Origin of the sequence: Halomonas sp. ISL-56, assembly GCF_018612805.1 — a bacterium.
Taxonomy (GTDB): domain Bacteria; phylum Pseudomonadota; class Gammaproteobacteria; order Pseudomonadales; family Halomonadaceae; genus Vreelandella.
The window spans coordinates 118,989-135,676 of record NZ_JAGGRO010000001.1 but is presented as its reverse complement, the minus strand read 5'-3'; the positions used below and the strand labels follow the sequence as shown (position 1 = coordinate 135,676).

Annotated in this window: 17 protein-coding genes and 1 pseudogene; 10 read left to right on the top strand and 8 right to left on the bottom strand. The window is 55.3% G+C overall.

Going from position 1 to position 16,688, the window contains the following annotated elements:
- Positions 1-451 (bottom strand): IS110 family transposase (locus J7J49_RS00680; RefSeq protein WP_251048072.1); only part of this gene is annotated, 451 nt, incomplete at its 3' end.
- Between the two features lie 460 nt (positions 452-911).
- Between J7J49_RS00680 and J7J49_RS00675 the strand changes: the two genes are divergently transcribed.
- Both J7J49_RS00675 and J7J49_RS00670 read left to right on the top strand, forming a co-directional pair.
- Entirely contained in the window at positions 912-1,868 is a 957-nt protein-coding gene (locus J7J49_RS00675; protein ID WP_215089384.1) for an NAD(P)-dependent oxidoreductase, read from the top strand.
- A 52-nt stretch (positions 1,869-1,920) separates the two neighbouring features.
- A complete protein-coding gene (locus J7J49_RS00670) occupies positions 1,921-2,688 on the top strand; it encodes a class II aldolase/adducin family protein (RefSeq protein ID WP_215089382.1) in 768 nt (255 codons plus the stop codon).
- A 79-nt stretch (positions 2,689-2,767) separates the two neighbouring features.
- On the opposite strand, the gene J7J49_RS00665 is transcribed toward J7J49_RS00670, so the two are convergent.
- The 4 genes from J7J49_RS00665 to J7J49_RS00650 form a co-directional block, all read right to left on the bottom strand.
- On the bottom strand, positions 2,768-3,613 hold the full coding sequence (locus tag J7J49_RS00665) for an ABC transporter permease (RefSeq protein ID WP_502793499.1): 846 nt from the start codon (positions 3,611-3,613) through the stop codon (positions 2,768-2,770).
- A 10-nt stretch (positions 3,614-3,623) separates the two neighbouring features.
- Positions 3,624-4,343: an ABC transporter permease gene (locus J7J49_RS00660; RefSeq protein WP_215089380.1), complete on the bottom strand. Its 720-nt coding sequence runs from the start codon at positions 4,341-4,343 to the stop codon at positions 3,624-3,626.
- Positions 4,344-4,412: 69 nt separating this feature from the next.
- A complete protein-coding gene (locus J7J49_RS00655) occupies positions 4,413-5,189 on the bottom strand; it encodes a transporter substrate-binding domain-containing protein (RefSeq protein ID WP_215089378.1) in 777 nt (258 codons plus the stop codon).
- An 84-nt stretch (positions 5,190-5,273) separates the two neighbouring features.
- Positions 5,274-6,044 (bottom strand): ABC transporter ATP-binding protein, encoded by a 771-nt coding sequence (locus tag J7J49_RS00650; RefSeq protein ID WP_215089376.1) that lies wholly within the window; start codon positions 6,042-6,044, stop codon positions 5,274-5,276.
- A 366-nt stretch (positions 6,045-6,410) separates the two neighbouring features.
- Between J7J49_RS00650 and J7J49_RS00645 the strand changes: the two genes are divergently transcribed.
- The 5 genes and pseudogenes from J7J49_RS00645 to J7J49_RS22735 form a co-directional block, all read left to right on the top strand.
- Complete coding sequence (locus tag J7J49_RS00645; RefSeq protein WP_251048071.1) at positions 6,411-7,088, top strand: TetR family transcriptional regulator C-terminal domain-containing protein; 678 nt, start codon at positions 6,411-6,413, stop codon at positions 7,086-7,088.
- A gap of 9 nt (positions 7,089-7,097) precedes the next feature.
- Positions 7,098-8,285, top strand: a complete 1,188-nt coding sequence (locus J7J49_RS00640; RefSeq protein ID WP_215089374.1) for a pyridoxal phosphate-dependent aminotransferase — start codon at positions 7,098-7,100, stop codon at positions 8,283-8,285.
- A 25-nt stretch (positions 8,286-8,310) separates the two neighbouring features.
- Positions 8,311-8,619, top strand: a complete 309-nt coding sequence (locus J7J49_RS00635) for an NAD(P)H-binding protein (RefSeq protein WP_215089372.1) — start codon at positions 8,311-8,313, stop codon at positions 8,617-8,619.
- Between the two features lie 33 nt (positions 8,620-8,652).
- Positions 8,653-9,072, top strand: a complete 420-nt coding sequence (locus J7J49_RS00630) for an NAD(P)-dependent oxidoreductase (RefSeq protein WP_215089370.1) — start codon at positions 8,653-8,655, stop codon at positions 9,070-9,072.
- A 111-nt stretch (positions 9,073-9,183) separates the two neighbouring features.
- A pseudogene (locus J7J49_RS22735) lies at positions 9,184-9,360 on the top strand (type II toxin-antitoxin system RelE/ParE family toxin); the annotation flags it as partial.
- 223 nt (positions 9,361-9,583) lie between these two features.
- On the opposite strand, the gene J7J49_RS00620 reads toward J7J49_RS22735, so the two are convergent.
- The gene (locus J7J49_RS00620; protein ID WP_215089366.1) at positions 9,584-10,471 is read right to left on the bottom strand and encodes a LysR family transcriptional regulator; all 888 of its coding nucleotides are present in this window, start codon (positions 10,469-10,471) and stop codon (positions 9,584-9,586) included.
- 151 nt (positions 10,472-10,622) lie between these two features.
- On the opposite strand from J7J49_RS00620, the gene J7J49_RS00615 reads away from it, so the two are divergent.
- Positions 10,623-11,831 (top strand): MFS transporter, encoded by a 1,209-nt coding sequence (locus tag J7J49_RS00615; RefSeq protein WP_251048070.1) that lies wholly within the window; start codon positions 10,623-10,625, stop codon positions 11,829-11,831.
- 33 nt (positions 11,832-11,864) lie between these two features.
- Here J7J49_RS00615 and J7J49_RS00610 read toward each other — a convergent pair whose 3' ends face one another.
- Positions 11,865-12,746, bottom strand: a complete 882-nt coding sequence (locus J7J49_RS00610; protein ID WP_215089364.1) for a helix-turn-helix domain-containing protein — start codon at positions 12,744-12,746, stop codon at positions 11,865-11,867.
- Positions 12,747-12,914: 168 nt separating this feature from the next.
- Here J7J49_RS00610 and J7J49_RS00605 point away from each other — a divergent pair, with 168 nt between their 5' ends.
- The gene (locus J7J49_RS00605; protein WP_215089362.1) at positions 12,915-13,811 is read left to right on the top strand and encodes a DMT family transporter; all 897 of its coding nucleotides are present in this window, start codon (positions 12,915-12,917) and stop codon (positions 13,809-13,811) included.
- A gap of 276 nt (positions 13,812-14,087) precedes the next feature.
- Here the strand turns inward: J7J49_RS00605 and J7J49_RS00600 are convergent, their stop codons facing one another.
- Positions 14,088-15,116: an aldo/keto reductase gene (locus J7J49_RS00600; protein WP_215089359.1), complete on the bottom strand. Its 1,029-nt coding sequence runs from the start codon at positions 15,114-15,116 to the stop codon at positions 14,088-14,090.
- 161 nt (positions 15,117-15,277) lie between these two features.
- On the opposite strand from J7J49_RS00600, the gene J7J49_RS00595 reads away from it, so the two are divergent.
- A complete protein-coding gene (locus J7J49_RS00595) occupies positions 15,278-15,871 on the top strand; it encodes a TetR/AcrR family transcriptional regulator (RefSeq protein WP_215089357.1) in 594 nt (197 codons plus the stop codon).
- The last annotated feature ends 817 nt before the right edge of the window (positions 15,872-16,688 follow it).

Below are 16,688 nucleotides of genomic sequence, written 5' to 3'. Positions count from 1 at the left end.
TGACAACATGAGCTTTGAGATCCGCACCATGACGAACGAGCCCAGTGCGACGACGAAGTAAATCCCGTGTTGCTCGCATACTACGAGGGTAGGCATAAGCGAGGGGGAAGTTGCCACCGCGAATAAGTGCTGCAATCTTGTAAGAATCCACGCGGTCATTCTTGGTTTTACCGCCATGAATGGCCTTCATATAAAGGGCATGACCGAGAATGAAAGCAATGCCCTGATCTTCACAGAAATCGGCGATCCAGTACCAGCAGTGCATGCATTCAACCCCGATGACCAGATCGTCCAGGTAGGGTTCGATCAGATACAGCAGAGGCTCTGGTTTGGCTGGGATCTCTTTATGCAGAAGGATTTCACCCTGCTGATCCAGGATGCAGACATACAGGCTACGGGCATGCAGATCAATTCCACAGTAGTGACGATGAGTGCTATTGTAAAAGTTCATTGAGTCTTCTCCTGTTTGGTTTGGTCGCCTTTTCAGCTTAGCCAAACGGCTGAGCTGGGGGAGAAGGCTCAATGAATATCAAGACGTTGTTGCCGGACAACTTTAAAACCGCTTAGCGGTCTCAAAGTTGCCGCAAAGCTCTGCATTAAATATCTATGATCAATCACGAAAAATTCCGCACCTTGGTCAAACAGCTTTACGGCACGGTCAACGAATTGGAGCCCATGGATCGGTTCGGTTTCTCGGTAAAGCACATGCCGTAGGTTTCCTCCCAATAACCGCTACCCATTCGCGTGATCGTGTAGATAGGGAAAGATAAAGCCGCGTGTGGTTGCAGACACACCTGTGGCCATGGCGTCGCTGCATAATTTATTATACAGTTGAATAACAAGTGGCTGCTTTCCAGCCACTCCTCATATTGCACGTAAACTCATATTGCACGTAAACGGAAGGAAACTGCATGACCAACGCGAACTCGATCCTTGGCGTTTATCTAAGTGATTCGCTTGATCTTGAGGCCATCTACGGTGACGCTTTGCGCGACGGTGTTAATGATGTTGTTCTGCGCCATCCGCATGAGATCGACAACCCGGAAGACGTGCGGTTCGCGATTTGCTGGTTGCCCAGCAATCAGGCCTTTGAGGCCTATCCGAATCTTGAGTTGGCGATGTCGATCGGTGCCGGTGTCGATGCCTTGTTGGCTCACCCCGGTCTTGATGAGAGCGTGCAGATTGCCCGGGTGCGTGACCCGCATCAGGCCGATCTTATGGCGGGGTTCGCCGCACATGAAGTGCTTCATCACGAACGTGCGTTTGCCACTCTAGAGCGCAACGCGACTAAGGCGCATTGGGAGCCGTTGCCCATGCGGGCGCCGCTGTCTGCACAGGTGGCGGTGTTGGGGCATGGCACAATGGGGCGCGCCGTCGCCCAAGCGATAGCCGCTCTTGGGTTTTCTGTACGTGTGGCCTGCCGTCGTCCGCCAGAAGCACCGGTCAAGGGCGTCACCTATCTAAGCGGTGAAAGCGCGGTGATGGACGCGGCGGATGGAGCCGACTACCTGATTAATGTGCTGCCGTTGACATCATCCACTGAGAACGTGCTTAACAAGGCGCTATTTGCCAAGCTGGCGCCGGGCGCTTGGCTGGTGCAGATCGGGCGTGGTGAGCACCTGGTCGAGGACGACCTGGTTGAGGCGCTCAAGTGTGGCTATTTGGCGGGGGCAAGCCTTGACGTGTTCCGGCAAGAGCCGCTGCCTGAGGATCACCCGTTCTGGCGTGATGCCCGGCTGCGTATCACTCCGCATATTGCCAGCGACTCCCTTCCCGAGGTGGTGGCAGGGCAGGTGGTCGACACCGCCCGTGCCTTGCGCGATGGCGAGCCGCTTGCTATGGGCGTCGACAGAGCCCGCGGATACTGACGCGAGCACTATTTTTCCTTGACCAATGATTCTTTTACCAAAGGAGCGCCCGATGAGTCACGATCAACCTCAACACACCAGGATGAGCGACGCCGAGCGCGAGACGCGTATTGCGCTGGCGGCTTGCTATCGACTGGCGGCTTATTATCGCCTGACGGATCTGATTTATACCCATATCACCGCTAGGGTGCCTGGAGAGGAAGGCTATTTCTTGATCAACCCTTATGGCTGGCGCTGGGAAGAGATCACCGCTTCCTCACTGGTGAAGATTGATGTCGATGGCCATAAGGTTGATAACAGCCCGGAGCAGGTGAATCCGGCGGGGTTTACTATCCATTCCGCGATCCATGGCGCTAGCCACGCGGCGGCTTGGGTAATGCATACTCACACCCGTGCCGGTGTGGCGGTGTCGTCTTTGGAAGCGGGCCTGGAGACGCGGCTCAATCAGATTGCGCTGCAGTTCCACGAACGGGTGTCCTATCATGACTATGAAGGGATTGCTCTGAACTTGGCCGAGCGCGAGCGAATCGTGGCAAGCCTTGGGAATAATCCGGCGCTGGTGCTTCGTAACCACGGGCTGCTGACAACGGGGGCGTCGGCCGCCGAGATGTTCAACAATATGTTCTACCTTGAACGTGCTTGCGAGCTGCAGGTGGCGGCGTACTCCACCGGCCAGCCCTTGCGCCTGGTGCCGGAAGATGTCGCGCGCCATGTGGCTCGCCAGTATGACCAGACGATTCATGAGGATGGCGATCTGCAGCTTGAGTGGGCAGCGCATCTGCGTACCCTTGAAGCCCAGGATCCAAGCTATAAAGACTGAATGCTAAGCCTACCGCGTTATCTAGCAACCGGGCAGCCATTGGGCTGCCCGGTTGCTTTTACTCGTCTGATCGCGACCGTCAGTGTGGTACGCGATTTTCAAACCAGCGTAGGCCAACGATCAAGAGGCCGCTTAAACAGAGGTAAACGGCGACCAGAAACAGCAACGGTTCGTAGGTCAGGTAAGTCGCTTGGCGCACCTGTGTAATCACTGCATACAGGTCTATAACGGTAATGGTGGCGACCAGTGGTGTCGATTTAAGCTGCAGTATGATCTCGCCGGTTAGCGTTGGGAGGGCGCGGTGCAGCGCGCGCGGCAACCAGACGCGGCAAAATATTTTGCGGCGGGACATACCAAAGGCCTCGGCGGCCTCTAGCTCGCCATGGGGCACACCCGCAAAGGCGCCGCGCATGATTTCGCCCTGATAGGCGGCAAACGACACTGTTAGGGCAATGAAGCCGTAGGGCCAGGCCTGGCGAAGGTATTCCCAAGCCCAGGAATCACGAATTTCCGGAAACTGGCCAAATAACGCCCCCAAGCCGAAATAGAACAGCCAGAGCTGAAGCAATAGCGGAGTACCGCGAATCACGGTACAAAAACCAGTGGCTAGCCAGCGCAACGGCCAGGCGCCATTAACCTGGGCAAGCCCGAGTGGCAGGGCGAACAAAAAGCCGACAATGACGCTTGATACCAGCATGATCAGGGTCATCTGCAGCCCTTCCCAGAGCTTGGGTAGGTAGCGGGGCAGCCAGCTCCAGTCCATCAGTTGGATAGCGGCCAGTAGACCCACAATAAATAGCCCGAGCAGGATCAGGCGGTGGGGTTCTAATAGACCCGACAGCTTCGTTAACGTGCGTATTCGCAACCCGCGCGTCTGCGGCGGTCGAACGGGGGATGTGGGAGGGTGGGGATCAGGCACAGGCATTCCTCGAATTTTAGCGTACGGAAACAAGACCGCGCCGCGCATAGCGCTCGAAGCGGCGCAAGGCAAGGTTCGACACCAGTGTCAGGGCGAGATACAGCGCGCCCGCCGCCAGGAAAAACATGATGTAGTGTTGGGTAGCACCAGCGGCTTGGCGGGTGACCAGCGTCAGTTCGCTAAACCCAATAACGGCCAGCAGCGCGGTGTCCTTGGTGGCGATCATCCATAAGTTGGCCATGCCTGGCAGGGCGTGGGGGGTCATGGCGGGCAGCGTGACCCGCCGCAGCACCTTGCCGGGCGACATGCCGAAAGCATGAGCCGCCTCAATCTGCCCGCGAGGTATGGCCAAAATAGCGCCGCGAAAAACTTCGGTGGCATAGCCGCCCTGCACCAGACCAATGACGAGAATCCCGGCGGCCATACCGTCTATGTTGACGCCGCCAAAGCCCATGGCTGCTGAAATACGGCTTAAAAGATCGGTGCCAACGTAGTAAAACAACAGCATCAGTACGAGTTCGGGCACGGCGCGGATCACCATGGTGTAGATTTCCAGCAGGTCGCGAACGACTTTGTTGCCGTACAACTTGCCAGCAGCACCGACAATGCCAATCAGGATGCCCAGCAGATAGCCGCCCGCTGCCAGTTGAATCGAGCGCAGAAACCCAACCAGCAGTACCCTGCCCCATCCAGGGGGCTCATAGGCCAGCAGGCTAAAATCGAAGACAGTCGTCATAGTGGCGGTTGTCCTTGTGAGGGTGTAAACGCAAAGCCGCCCCGATTGGGGCGGCTTATTGGTCAGAAATCAGCTGCCGTAGATATCGAAGTCAAAATAGGGCGCGGTAATGGTTTCGTAGGTTCCGTCGGCGCGCATCGCGTCAATGGCCGCGTTGACGCGATCCTTGAGCTCGGTATCCTCCTGTCGCAAGCCAACGCCCATGCCCTCGCTCATCAACTCCGGGTCGCTGGGCACCGCACCGCGGTATTCACAGCAGGAATTGCCAGCTTCGGAGTTGATGAAGGTCTGCACGGCGAGAGTGTCGGCAACCACCGCGTCCAAGCGTCCGGCGACTAGATCCTGGAGTTCTTCGTTGAGGGTTTGATAAACCTGTAAGTTGGCCGTATCCGCGAAGTGCGTGCGCGCATACTGCTCTTGATTGGTGCCTGACTGGATGCCCAGGTAGGCACCCTCAACACCCTCGGGTGTAGGCTCCACATCACTATCTTTGAGTGCCACGATGCCGGTAGGACTGGCGTAGTACTTGTCTGAGAAAGCGATCTGCTCGGCGCGCTCGGGGGTGATCGACATTGAACCAATAATCATATCGATCTTGCCGGTTTTTAAGGCTGGGATAATACCTTCCCAAGCAACCGGTTTGATCTCACACTCGGCATCCAAACGGTCACAGAGGGCCTCAATGAAGTCGATTTCCCAGCCTGACCAGTTACCTGCGGCATCTGGCGAGTAGAAGGGTGGGTAAGGTTCGGCGGACAAACCGATCTTATAGCTGTCGGCTAGCGCGGGCGCGGCGAAAATGCTGACGCCGATCAGCGTCGCGGTGGTGGTAAGTGTCTTGAACATGGGGATTACCTCTTTTGTTGGCTGTATTTTTAAACGTATCGCTACGTTACATCGGTCATATCGTGTTGGAAGTGGTTGGAAAAGCTAGGCCACTGAACGGATGAATTGCTTCAAGTGTGGCGACCGGGGGTCGCCAAAGATCTGATCGGGAGGGCCCTGCTCTTCGATGACGCCTTCTCGCAAGAACACCACATGGCTTGCTACGTCACGGGCGAAGGCCATCTCATGAGTGACCAGCAGCATGGTACGTTGCTCGGCGGCTAGGTCGCGGATCACCGACAGCACCTCGCCGACCAACTCCGGATCCAGTGCTGAGGTTGGCTCATCGAACAACATGGCCAATGGGTCGACGGCCAATACGCGGGCAATGGCAGCGCGTTGTTGCTGCCCCCCGGACATGAAGCTGGGATACATGTCCTTCTTGCTGCCTAGCCCCACTCGATCAAGTAATTCCTCGGCACGATGAATAGCAGCGTCGCGCTGTATGCCGAGTACATGAATCGGTACCTCTGTCACGTTTTCCAGAACTGTACGGTGCGGCCAGAGATTGAAGTTCTGGAAAACCATGCCGAGATGGGCGCGAATTCGCTGAACCTGACGTCGGTCGGCAATTTCAAGATCACCATGCCGAGTGCTTCGCATGCGATAAGGTTCGCCCTGAATCGCTATCTTACCTGAGGTAGGGCGTTCCAGTAGGTTGATGCAGCGAAGCAGGGTTGATTTACCTGAGCCTGAGCCGCCAATGATAGCGACGATATCGCCCTGATTAGCGGTAAGGGAAACGCCCTTCAGAACCTCGAGTGAGCCAAATCGCTTGCGTAGATCGCAGATCTCTATTGCGGGTTTGTTTGCCATGAGTTCTCTCTTCTCTGGGAGTGCCCGCCAGCCTCCCGGGAGGGGAAACACTGTCACTAAACAGGCGCTTGCAATTATTTCCTTGTTATACGACAGTATAACTGTAAGCCAAGTGAGGCAAGATTCAAAGCCTCTGTAACAAACGAAACCTGAATGCGATGGTTTTAGTTAACTGCCATCAGAGATAGATTTCGTTTCGAAAAAGCAAGATTGTTCAATAGGTTAACTTGCGTGTTGGAGTCTTTGCACAGTGAACTATATGCAGTTATCTATGTGAAGAGAACGATGTGAAGTGAACGATGTGAAGACACCTACATGACATTAAAACGCTTAGGCGGATGCTTCTTACCAGAAACGACGGGGACTATGAGCAGGAAATCATTTCAGCGTTGGTCGATGGATGCACGGCGGCGCAGTCTGCTCGAAGCTACCTTGGACTGTGTTGCCGAACACGGCATGAAGGGTGCCAGCGCGCGGCGTGTGGCCGAACGTGCAGGGGTAACCGCGGGGCTGATTCGCCATTACTTTGGGTCTAAGGATGCGATGGTAAGTGCTGCTTATGCCTATCTGATCGGTCAGTTGACGGGCGAAGCTGAGGAAGCTGCCCAGAAGGCAGGCGAGGAGCCTGAGCAGCGCTTGGCACGCTTTATCGTCGCCAACGTTACGTCGCCTAATCTGTCTCCTCGTAAGGTGGCGCTGTGGGCGACCTTCATTGGTCGTGTACGAACCGAGCGGGAGTACGCCGATATTCACCGCGAAAGTTACCGTGAATTTCTGATTTTACTGGAAACATTGCTTCATCCATTGCTTCTGACGCTGAAACGTCCGGCGGATCCCGCTACTTGCAAACACTACGCCATTGCGCTGAATGCGCTGATTGATGGCCTATGGCTCGAAGGAGGGCTGGGGCACGGTCTCTATGACACCGCGCTGTTGCCAAAGATCGCGTTGAGCGCCGCCGAAGGTATTTTAGCGCTACCCAATAACACCCTGATGCAGTATGCCGCTGTCGATACACCGTCTTCTCAACCCGCAACAAAATAGGAAATTTTCATGCGCTATGCAGCGATTACCGACCGCCTATATGACCTGGGTGGCGACAAATGGGCGGTGCACAATGCCGCCAGAGCGCGCCAAGCTAAGGGTGAAGACGTCATCGAACTGAGCATCGGCGAGCCTGATATCACTACTGACCCAGCCTTGGTCGAGCACTGTATTGACGCCCTAAGGGCTGGGCGTACTCGTTATTCCAACGGACGCGGCGAACCGGGGCTGGTGGATGCCCTGATCGATACTTATGCGCCGCGCTTTCCTGGCATCGGCGAAGAAAACGTGCTGTGTTTTCCCGGTACTCAGACCGCTCTGTTCGCTGTGATCCTGGCCCTGGTTGGCGAAGGCGATGGAGTGATCACGGGCGACCCCTACTACGCTACTTACGAAGGTGTCATTCGCTCGACTGGCGCTCATCTACAGCCGGTGCCACTGCGCATGGCGCATGGCTTTATCATGCAGCCCGATGATTTGGCAGCCGCCATTACCCCGGAAAGCCGCGTGCTGATGCTCAATACGCCGCATAACCCCACCGGTGCAGTGTTGGATCGCTCGACCCTCATACAATTAGGCGAGCTTTGCATTAAGCATGACCTGTGGATTCTGTGCGATGAAGTTTATGAAGCGCTGATTTTTGAGGGCGACTTCGTGTCGCCGCTGGAAATCGACGCCTTGCGTGAGCGCACTGTCGTGGTGTCATCGATCTCCAAGAGCCATGCGGCGACGGGGTTTCGTAGCGGTTGGTCGATCGGTCCCGTGGAGTTCTCGCGCCGACTGCTGCCAATCTCGGAAACCATGCTGTTCGGCAATCAGCCGTTCATTGCTGATATGACCGAGGCCGCTTTGCGGCAGCATTTCGACACTGCGGATCGCTTACGAGAAGCGCTAGGGCGCCGTGCCAAGTTGCTGCACGACGCCATCAGTCGGGTGCCGACCTTATCGTCTAGCATGCCCCAGGGGGGAATGTTTCTGATGATCGATGTTTCCAGCACAGGCCTGGACGGTGAGGCCTTCGCTTGGCGCCTGCTTGAAGAACAGGGGGTCGCGGTAATGCCGGGCGCTTCTTTTGGTGAGAGTGCTACGACGCTGATTCGGCTAGCGCTGACAGTGCCAGATGACGTGCTAATGCAGGCGGTTGAACGGCTGGCAGCGCTCTGCCGTAGTCTGGAAGGGCATCGCCTTGAGGCATAAGATAAAGTAAGAAAGGAGGCCGCACATGCCATCAATCGCAGTACTCGGTGCAACCGGAAACCTTGGCCGACACGTTGCCAGCCAGACGCTTGAGAACGGGTGGTCTCTTTCTGTCGCCGTCCGCAATCGTGGTCGCCTCTCGCCTGAGGTGTCTGCTCGCGCACAGGTCACCGACCTTGATCTCGCCTCCGTCCCGATCGCACAGCTAGCATCGTTCGCTGCCAGTCACGATGTACTCGTTTCCTGCGCCGGGTTTGTGACGGAAGGTGAAGTGTTCGTCCGCCTCGTGGACACCGTTGTCACCGCGTTGGAATCGCTCCAAGCCAAAGAGTGACCAGTTTGCTGGTTTCTCGCCGGTGCGGCGCTCTTGCCGCTGGATGCAACGGGCAGGCTTGGGGTGGATCTTCCCAAAATACGCGGCACTTACTGGCCGCACCGCCGTAATTTTGAGCGCCTACAACGCTCCGAACTCGATTGGCGGCTTCTATGTCCGGGACCGATGGTCGAACAGCCGGCCATTGGCTTGCCACGGCTTCGCGTGTCTGTTGACCGCCTGCCTGCGCCGCTGCCTGCGTTTGCCCGATCATTGCCTGCGCCACTCTTACTTCCGCTATTTGCAATGAAGATCCCAGAAATGACCATTCCCTACGCCGACGCGGCCTCGGTGATTCTCGCGAATGTGAAACGCGGTGATTCGATGTCAAGGCACCGTGTCGGCGTGGCCTTGCCGGACGGCATGAAGGGCAAGAAGGATGTGTGGGCCGCGCAACCGCGAAAAACCGGCTAACATTCATTGCAGTGGACGGCTTTCAGCCGCCGCTAAATTCAAACGTTATGTTCTTCGAACGCCTTGCTTGCTGCCAGGCAGCGTCGTATTTTTTAAAGTACATGCAAGCGGTTAGCTGATTTCCCTAAAAGCGGGCATATGGTTCCCGAAGTGGGGTCACCTCGCATCAGGGAGCTGATGTCTGGAACGTACCGGGTAATTTATAGCGTCAATGATCAGGTCAATATTCTGGCTGTGCGTCGCAGTAGCCAGTTATTGCAGATGTTAAATATATGGAATCACTCATGAATTTGGAGCTTCACACGCTAAAATCACGAGATTCTCATCATTGGTTGATTGCATTGCGAATCGCCGCAGTTGTAGAGAATACGCTGAAGCTGCATTGTCGATTGAGGTGCTTTCCCAGTTACTTTGGTCTGCCCAAGCAATAACCGGATCGGATGGTTAATTGGTCTACGCCGATGAAGCTATATATTTGCCCCTTTTTCAAATCAAAGCACCGCAATAAAGCTTAATTTTTAAACAGCTCTTCGGCCATAAAATCAATAAACACCCGAAGCTTGGGGGCTAAGTGCTTACTTGAGGGCCATAACATACGAAAGGTTCCCAGATGCTCAATATGATCATTCAAGACCGTCACTAGCTCTCCCTTGCTGATAGCTTCACGCACCATAAAGTCCGGTAGGCAAGCGATGCCCAGTCCTGCTCGGGCCACTTCGATCAACGCTTCAGAGGTGTTGCACACCATGACTGTATTTAGCGTGGAAGTTGTCTCGTTGCCCATTGGCCGTAACGGCCAAGTCTCATATTTACCGGTACTGGGAAACTTGTGCTGCAAACAAGCGTGATTAACTAAATCAGCAGGCGTTAGCGGTTGACCATGCTGGGATAAGTAGTTCGGAGATGCTACAAGCACCAAGCTGTAGTTCCCTAATGAGCGTGACATTAAACGTGAATCTGCTGGCTTCCCGGTGCGGATAACGGCATCGAACCCTTCCTCAATCACATCGACCATCCGATCCGAGAAATCCACGTCTAGCTCTATCAAAGGGTAACGGTGCATAAAGGAAGTCAGCACCGGCATCACAAGTCGACCAACAAGCGGAAAGCTCACCCGAAGTTTTCCCTTGGGCTCCTGATGGATCTCTGATAACTCCAGTTCTGCTGCTTCAACCTCGCTTAATATACGGCGGCAGCGCTCAAGAAAGAGGGCGCCCTCTGCGGTCAGCGTGATGCTGCGGGTGCTTCGATGCAGTAAGCGGATACCCAGGCGGGCTTCCAAACGAGCCACACTTTTTCCGATTGCCGAAGAAGAAACGCCAAGGTTACGGCCAGCGACGGAGAAACTGCGGGTTTCTGCTGCCTGCACGAAGTACTCAATTCCACTTAATGAATCCATGTTTATCCATTAAAGAATTCTATTCCGATATGTTCAGAAATTTAGCATTATTGTCTTGAGTGCTCAATGTACCTAACGTGAGTGCCTATTCTCACATGCAGCAGGTAACCCTATTTTGCGGCTTAAACCTGCACTTTAAATAGGCGAAATAATGATGACCACGTCGGAAATGGGTAGTTTAAACAGAGGCAGAGGTGAAACCGCGCAATCAGATCGGCTGCCGATTACGGCTTTGCTGGCACTGGCGTTGGCGGGCTTCGTTACGATCTTGACTGAGGCGCTGCCAGCAGGCTTGTTACCCCAAATCGGAGCAGGGCTGGAGGTTTCAGAATCGCTTGCGGGTCAGCTTGTCACTGTTTATGCCATCGGATCACTGCTAGCTGCTATTCCATTGATGGCCGCCACGCAAGGAGTGCGGCGTAGACCCTTACTTCTTGCCGCTATTATAGGTTTTGCTATCGCTAATACGATCACAACGCTCTCTACGAATTACGTTTTGACGATGGCAGCCCGCTTTCTTGCTGGTGTAGCGGCAGGCTTGCTGTGGGCGCTATTGGCGGGGTATGCCGCTCGCATGGTGCCTGAACATCTTAAGGGGCGTGCCATCGCGATTGCGATGGTGGGGACACCATTGGCGCTTTCGCTGGGTGTCCCTGCTGGGACGTTCCTCGGCGCTTTGGTGGGCTGGCGTATCTGTTTCGGCATTATGAGTTTGTTAGCGCTGATTCTGGTCGTCTGGGTTCGCGTAAAGGTGCCTGACTTCGCAGGCCAATCCTCAGGCAAGCGATTGACGCTTAAACAAGTATTCGTCCTTCCGGGGATTCGTTCGGTGCTGTTTGCGGTGTTGGCCTTTGTGCTCGCACACAATATTCTTTATACCTATATTGCACCGTTTCTGATGAATGCCAACTTGGCCGAGCGAACTGATCTTGTTCTGTTGGTCTTCGGTATTGCTGCGTTGGTAGGTATCTGGGTCATCGGTATATTGATCGACCGCCACCTCCGTGTACTGACGCTCGCTAGTACCGTCCTTTTTGGATTAGCGGCGTTAGTGCTTGGCGTAGCGGGCGATATGCCCCTAGCTGTTTATGGCGCAGTAGGTGCTTGGGGGATAGCATTTGGCGGCTCAGCCACGCTGTTTCAAACAGCGCTTGCCAAAACCGCCGGGGAAGCCGCGGATGTTGCACAGTCCATGCTGGTGACCGCCTGGAATGTGGCCATTGCGGGTGGCGGCATCGTCGGAGGTGTCTTGCTGGATCGTTTGGGCGCCAGCTCATTTTCGCCCGCGCTGCTGGTGCTGCTTACGGCAACACTGTTGGTGGTGTTGGGTGCACGGCGGCATGGTTTCCCTGTTTCGTAATACTTACACAGGACGGCTGTCTTGGTAAGCATCCTAGCGGCGTTGTTGCATCCGATACTCTGTAGGGCTGACCCCTGTCTCTGCACGAAAGCGGTTACTGAAGTGGCTGCTAGAGCCAAAACCGCAGCGCAGCGCGATCTCAGTCATATTTTGCGAAGTTTCCGCCAACAAGTGTCGCGCCCGGGTAAGGCGACGGCGCAACACGTAACGATGTGGCGGGTAGCCGGTGGCCTGTTTGAACATCCGCGCGAAGTGGTAGTCACTCAGGCCAGTGACGTTCGCCATGTCTGCCAGCGTGAGCGGTTGGCTTAGGTGATGCTCAATAAACTCCACCACTCGTTTTAATTGCCACGCAGGCAGCCCACCCGTCGGGCGCAGAGTCGGCAGACGGCGCTGGCTGTAGTGGCGTAGGGTGTGTATCAATGCCGTTTGGGTGGCGGAATCCAGCGCTAATTGATCTAGCGGGTCTTGCCAGTTGCTCTGCCCAAGGGTGGTGCAAAACAGCTGAGTGAGCAGGGCGTCCTGGGCAAAGTCAATTTCGTCCAGTTGCACACTCCGGCCATCTTTATCCCATACCTGCTCGATCAATTGACTCAGATGAGTGTCGCTGAAATAGAAATGCAGTAGTGAGACAGGCCCATGAACGTCCCAGTTAGTAACCAGGTTGGCAGGCATCAAGCACATGCTGTTGCTGGTCTTGCTGGCAATGGTCTGTGAGCCCTGCCTGCGTAAGGAGTTTTCCGCACCGTTTAGATAGACGCTCAGCGTGTGATGGTTTGAGTGAATTTTCTCAATACGGTCTTCCTGGTTACTCCAACGCGCCAGTGCCATGCCATTTTTTAGCTGGGTGCTACTGACTAGACGCGCCTGCGTCTGTTTCATTCTGGGATAGTGGCTCAACGTATCATTGAACATGGGCGGCTCCTGGGAACTGCGTAAACAGTACTTAGGCTCAGTGCGAAACTCAATACAGCGAGCCATTCAACCGCAAGAATAGGCAAACAGGCGCAATGGCGGGCAAGCCAGTCAGTCAGTGTGAGCCGATACTATGGCTGACACTCACCCCTCTGGGAATGGCAAGCCATGAATAGCTTTTTGTATATCTCAACGGTTCTGATCTGGGGGTCGACCTGGCTGGCGATTGCCTGGCAAGTGGGCGACGTGGCGGTGCCGGTCTCGGTATTCTATCGCTTTCTCATCGCAGCACTGGTGTTGTTGGTTGGGCTTACGTTGTTTCGCCGACGCCAGGCTCTACAGGCCAGAGATCATCTTTTCTGCCTGGTGCAGGGTGGTTGTGTGTTTGGTCTGAATTTCTACTGCTTCTATACCGCTGCGGGTTATCTACCCAGCGGCCTGATTGCTATCCTGTTTTCGATGTCGATACTGTTTAATGCGGCCAATGGTTACCTGTTCTTCCGCACACCGGTGCCGCGGGTATTTTACCTGGCTTTGGCCCTGGGGTTGCCGGGCATGGCGCTGATTTTCTGGCAGGATCTGGTCACCGTTGAGGCTACCTGGGAGCTGCTGGGCGCCATTGGTTTGACGTTGCTGGGGACCTACGGGTTTTCGCTGGGTAACATGGTGTCGGTCAGGCACCAGCGATGCGGCCTGCAAATCAACACCACCAACGCCTTTGCCATGCTGTATGGGGGGATGTTGATGGGGCTGATTGCCTGGGCTCAGGGAGCCAGTTTCAGCCTGCCAGCGGAACCGAGATATCTAGGCGCCCTGGTTTATTTAGCAGTAATAGGATCGGTGGGAGGCTTTGGTGCCTACTTTATGCTGGTTGGCCGTATTGGTGCCGGTAAGGCAGCCTACGCTACGGTACTGTTTCCTTTGGTTGCGCTGGCGCTGTCAACGGTGTTCGAGGGTTATCAGTGGCATGCGGATGCTCTTATAGGGTTAGCCATGATCGTGAGTGGCAACCTGCTAATGTTTAACGCCCATCGCTTGGTCTGGCGGTGGCGGCAGCCTGTTTAGTGATTAGTAAAGCGGGCACTGCATTTCAGGCACGCCACAAAGCCGAACCCAAGGAGGCGCTGTGAATCTTCTGCTTATATGCAGCGAAAATAGACTACTTAGTCCGACCGCTGAACGTGTCTTTTCCGCTTATCACGGTATTCAAGCAATCGCTGCTGGGGCAAGTCCGAGTGCTAAAACCCCTGTTTCTTGTTTGTCATTTATCATCTGTTTATCCATCTGTCGTTGAAAAGAAGTCGGTGCTGAAGCCGGGGGTGAGCTTCGGCCGTGTGTCGATCAGGCAGCGCTGCGTTCGTCTGCGCGGCGACGTCTGAGTCGAGGATTGTCGAGCGCCGGCGGCTGGTAGGGGGCGTGTAACGGGCCAACATCGCTGCCAGGCGGGACGATGGCATCAATACGATCAAGCAATTCGTCACTGAGTTCGACGTTGGCACCGGCCAGTAAATCTTCAAGCTGTGTCTGGGTGCGTGGCCCCAGGTTGGCTGCGGTTACTGCCGGGTGTGCGATGGCAAAGGCCATGGCCAGATGCGTCAGCGACAGGCCCGCTTCCTGAGCCAGCGCTACCAGTAGTTCAACAGCGTCCAGTTTTTGCTCATCACCATAGAAGTGCGGTAAACGCCCAGCGCGCTTGGAGTCGGCCGGTTGGTTTTTGCGGATGCGGCCGGTCAGCATGCCCATGTGCAAGGGGCTCCAGACCATGGTGCCCATGCCAAACTGTTCACAGACCGGCAGCACTTCGCGTTCAATGCTGCGATTGAGAATGGAATAGGACGGTTGTTCAACCCGAATCCGGGCGAGATTGCGGCGTTCGGCTACCCACTGGGCTTCGACGATGTGCGAGGCCGGAAAAGTGGAGCTGCCAATCGCTCGGATTTTGCCGGCACGCATCAGATCGGTCAGGGCCGAGAGGGTTTCTTCGATATCCGTTTCCGGTGATGGTCGGTGCACCATATAAACATCGATGTAGTCGGTCTGCAGGCGGTGCAATGAATCATCCAGTGCCCGGGTCAGCCAGCGGCGTGAATTGCCCTGCTGGTTGGGGTCTTCACCCATGGGCAGATGCGCCTTGGTGGTCAGTACCACCTTGTCGCGTCGGCCCTGCAACGCCTTGCCGACGATCTGTTCCGATTCACCCTGGCTGTAGAAATCGGCTGTATCGATAAAGTTGATACCGGCATCCAAGGCCCGGTGAATGATGCGGATCGCATCGTCGTGGTCGGGGTTGCCGGCAGCACCCAACATCATGGTGCCGAGGGCGTAGGGGCTGACCTTGATGCCGGTCTTGCCAAGATTGCGATAGTTCATGATTCAGTTCCTGACTGGAGTAGAAAGAGAATTGAGCCGCGAACAAGCACTTAAACGGATCAATGTTCCGAATAATATGGAGCGATGTTCCTCTTGTCAATTAAATGGATCAGCGTTCCGTATTTTGATAGGCTAGGCCTACTAATTGAGGAGAGGTGAAGGTGAGTCAATCCGGGCCCGAAGATCAGCAAGCATCGGCAATGCGACCTGTTCGCGCCGATGCCAAACGCAGCATTGATGCCATCCTGGCGGCTTCGCTGGAAGTGTTTGCGACGACGGGTGTGGAAGCGCCGGTGCGGGAAATCGCCCGTCGGGCCGGTATCGGCGTTGGTACCCTGTACCGGCATTTCCCGCAGCGTTCCGATCTGATCGTTGCCGTCTTCCGTCAGCAGGTCGACGCCTGTGCCGAGTCCGCTCCGCAATTAGCCGCTCAGTACGCGCCCGCCGATGCACTGGCGCACTGGATGCAGCGCTACACTGATTTCATCGTGACCAAACGCGGCCTGGCCAGCGCCCTGCACTCGGGTGATCCGGCCTACAGTGCTTTGCCAGCGTATTTCGATGCCAAGCTGCGACCGGCTTTGCAATCGCTGCTCGATGCGGCCGTCGCGGCCGGGCAAGTACGGGGGGATATCGACCCGGATCAACTACTGCGTGCTGTTGGTAACCTCTGCCTTTCGGCCCAGGAAGACCGCATCGACTATGCACGCCGTATGGTGACTCTGCTGGTCGATGGCATGCGTTACGGCGCCTGAAGAAACAAACGGCCCGGGAGGTATGTCAGGGCAATGATTCTTGCGGGAGCCCCGACGCTTAAAAGACCAGGAGTCTGTCGGACTTACGGGTATTGGACCGTTGTCCCGCTTCCGCAGCCAATTCATCCTAAATCCGACAGACTCCTGGGTGTTACAAAAGTAGGTTACTCAAAATGGGGCCGTCACACCCTTGTGTTGAGTCGCATCATGACGCGGAGAGCAAACATAGCTGCGCTTGAACGCAACGCCAAAGGCACTTTCGGAATCAATAGAAAACAATAGGGTCAGAGTCATCGATTTTTTCAGGAATCCGCGCTCAGTGCGCCAAAAAGTGGTCGTCCATTGCCAATGGGATTGCGGTAGGAACGGTAATCCCACCCGTTGGATGCAGAGTCGGCCGGCGGCGCTGTGAATCTTCTGTTTATATGCAGCGAAAATAGGCTACGTAGTCCGACCGCTGAACGTGTCTTTTCCGCTTATCCCGGTATTCAAGCAATCGGAGCTGGGACAAGTTCGAGTGCTAAAACGCCCATGTCTTGGCGCTTAATTGAGTAGGCTGACATCGTCCAGGTGATGGAGAAGAGCCACCGGGAGGAGGTAACCAAGACGTACGGGGAGCTGCTCAAGTGGAAGCGGCTATTCTGTCTGGATATTCCCGATCACTACGAGTTCATGCAGCCCGAACTAATCAAACTGCTTAGGGAAAGAGCGCCGGAGTATGTGCGATTATCTTCCGTCGAGAAATAGCCAGGGACTAGTCTAAGTGCGGCGACGATTACCTTGGTATCGAAGGTGCCAAATTTTATTTTTCCTGAAA

Coding starts and splice junctions, on each gene's coding strand:
- J7J49_RS00660 (WP_215089380.1), bottom strand. CDS start 4,343: ATGACGACTGTCTTCGATTTTAGCCTGCTGGCCTATGAGCCCCCTGGA.
- J7J49_RS00610 (WP_215089364.1), bottom strand. CDS start 12,746: ATGTTCAATGATACGTTGAGCCACTATCCCAGAATGAAACAGACGCAG.
- J7J49_RS00675 (WP_215089384.1), top strand. CDS start 912: ATGACCAACGCGAACTCGATCCTTGGCGTTTATCTAAGTGATTCGCTT.
- J7J49_RS00650 (WP_215089376.1), bottom strand. CDS start 6,044: ATGGCAAACAAACCCGCAATAGAGATCTGCGATCTACGCAAGCGATTT.
- J7J49_RS00645 (WP_251048071.1), top strand. CDS start 6,411: ATGAGCAGGAAATCATTTCAGCGTTGGTCGATGGATGCACGGCGGCGC.
- J7J49_RS00655 (WP_215089378.1), bottom strand. CDS start 5,189: ATGTTCAAGACACTTACCACCACCGCGACGCTGATCGGCGTCAGCATT.
- J7J49_RS00640 (WP_215089374.1), top strand. CDS start 7,098: ATGCGCTATGCAGCGATTACCGACCGCCTATATGACCTGGGTGGCGAC.
- J7J49_RS00615 (WP_251048070.1), top strand. CDS start 10,623: ATGATGACCACGTCGGAAATGGGTAGTTTAAACAGAGGCAGAGGTGAA.
- J7J49_RS00635 (WP_215089372.1), top strand. CDS start 8,311: ATGCCATCAATCGCAGTACTCGGTGCAACCGGAAACCTTGGCCGACAC.
- J7J49_RS00670 (WP_215089382.1), top strand. CDS start 1,921: ATGAGTCACGATCAACCTCAACACACCAGGATGAGCGACGCCGAGCGC.
- J7J49_RS00600 (WP_215089359.1), bottom strand. CDS start 15,116: ATGAACTATCGCAATCTTGGCAAGACCGGCATCAAGGTCAGCCCCTAC.
- J7J49_RS00620 (WP_215089366.1), bottom strand. CDS start 10,471: ATGGATTCATTAAGTGGAATTGAGTACTTCGTGCAGGCAGCAGAAACC.
- J7J49_RS00665 (WP_502793499.1), bottom strand. CDS start 3,613: ATGCCTGTGCCTGATCCCCACCCTCCCACATCCCCCGTTCGACCGCCG.
- J7J49_RS00605 (WP_215089362.1), top strand. CDS start 12,915: ATGAATAGCTTTTTGTATATCTCAACGGTTCTGATCTGGGGGTCGACC.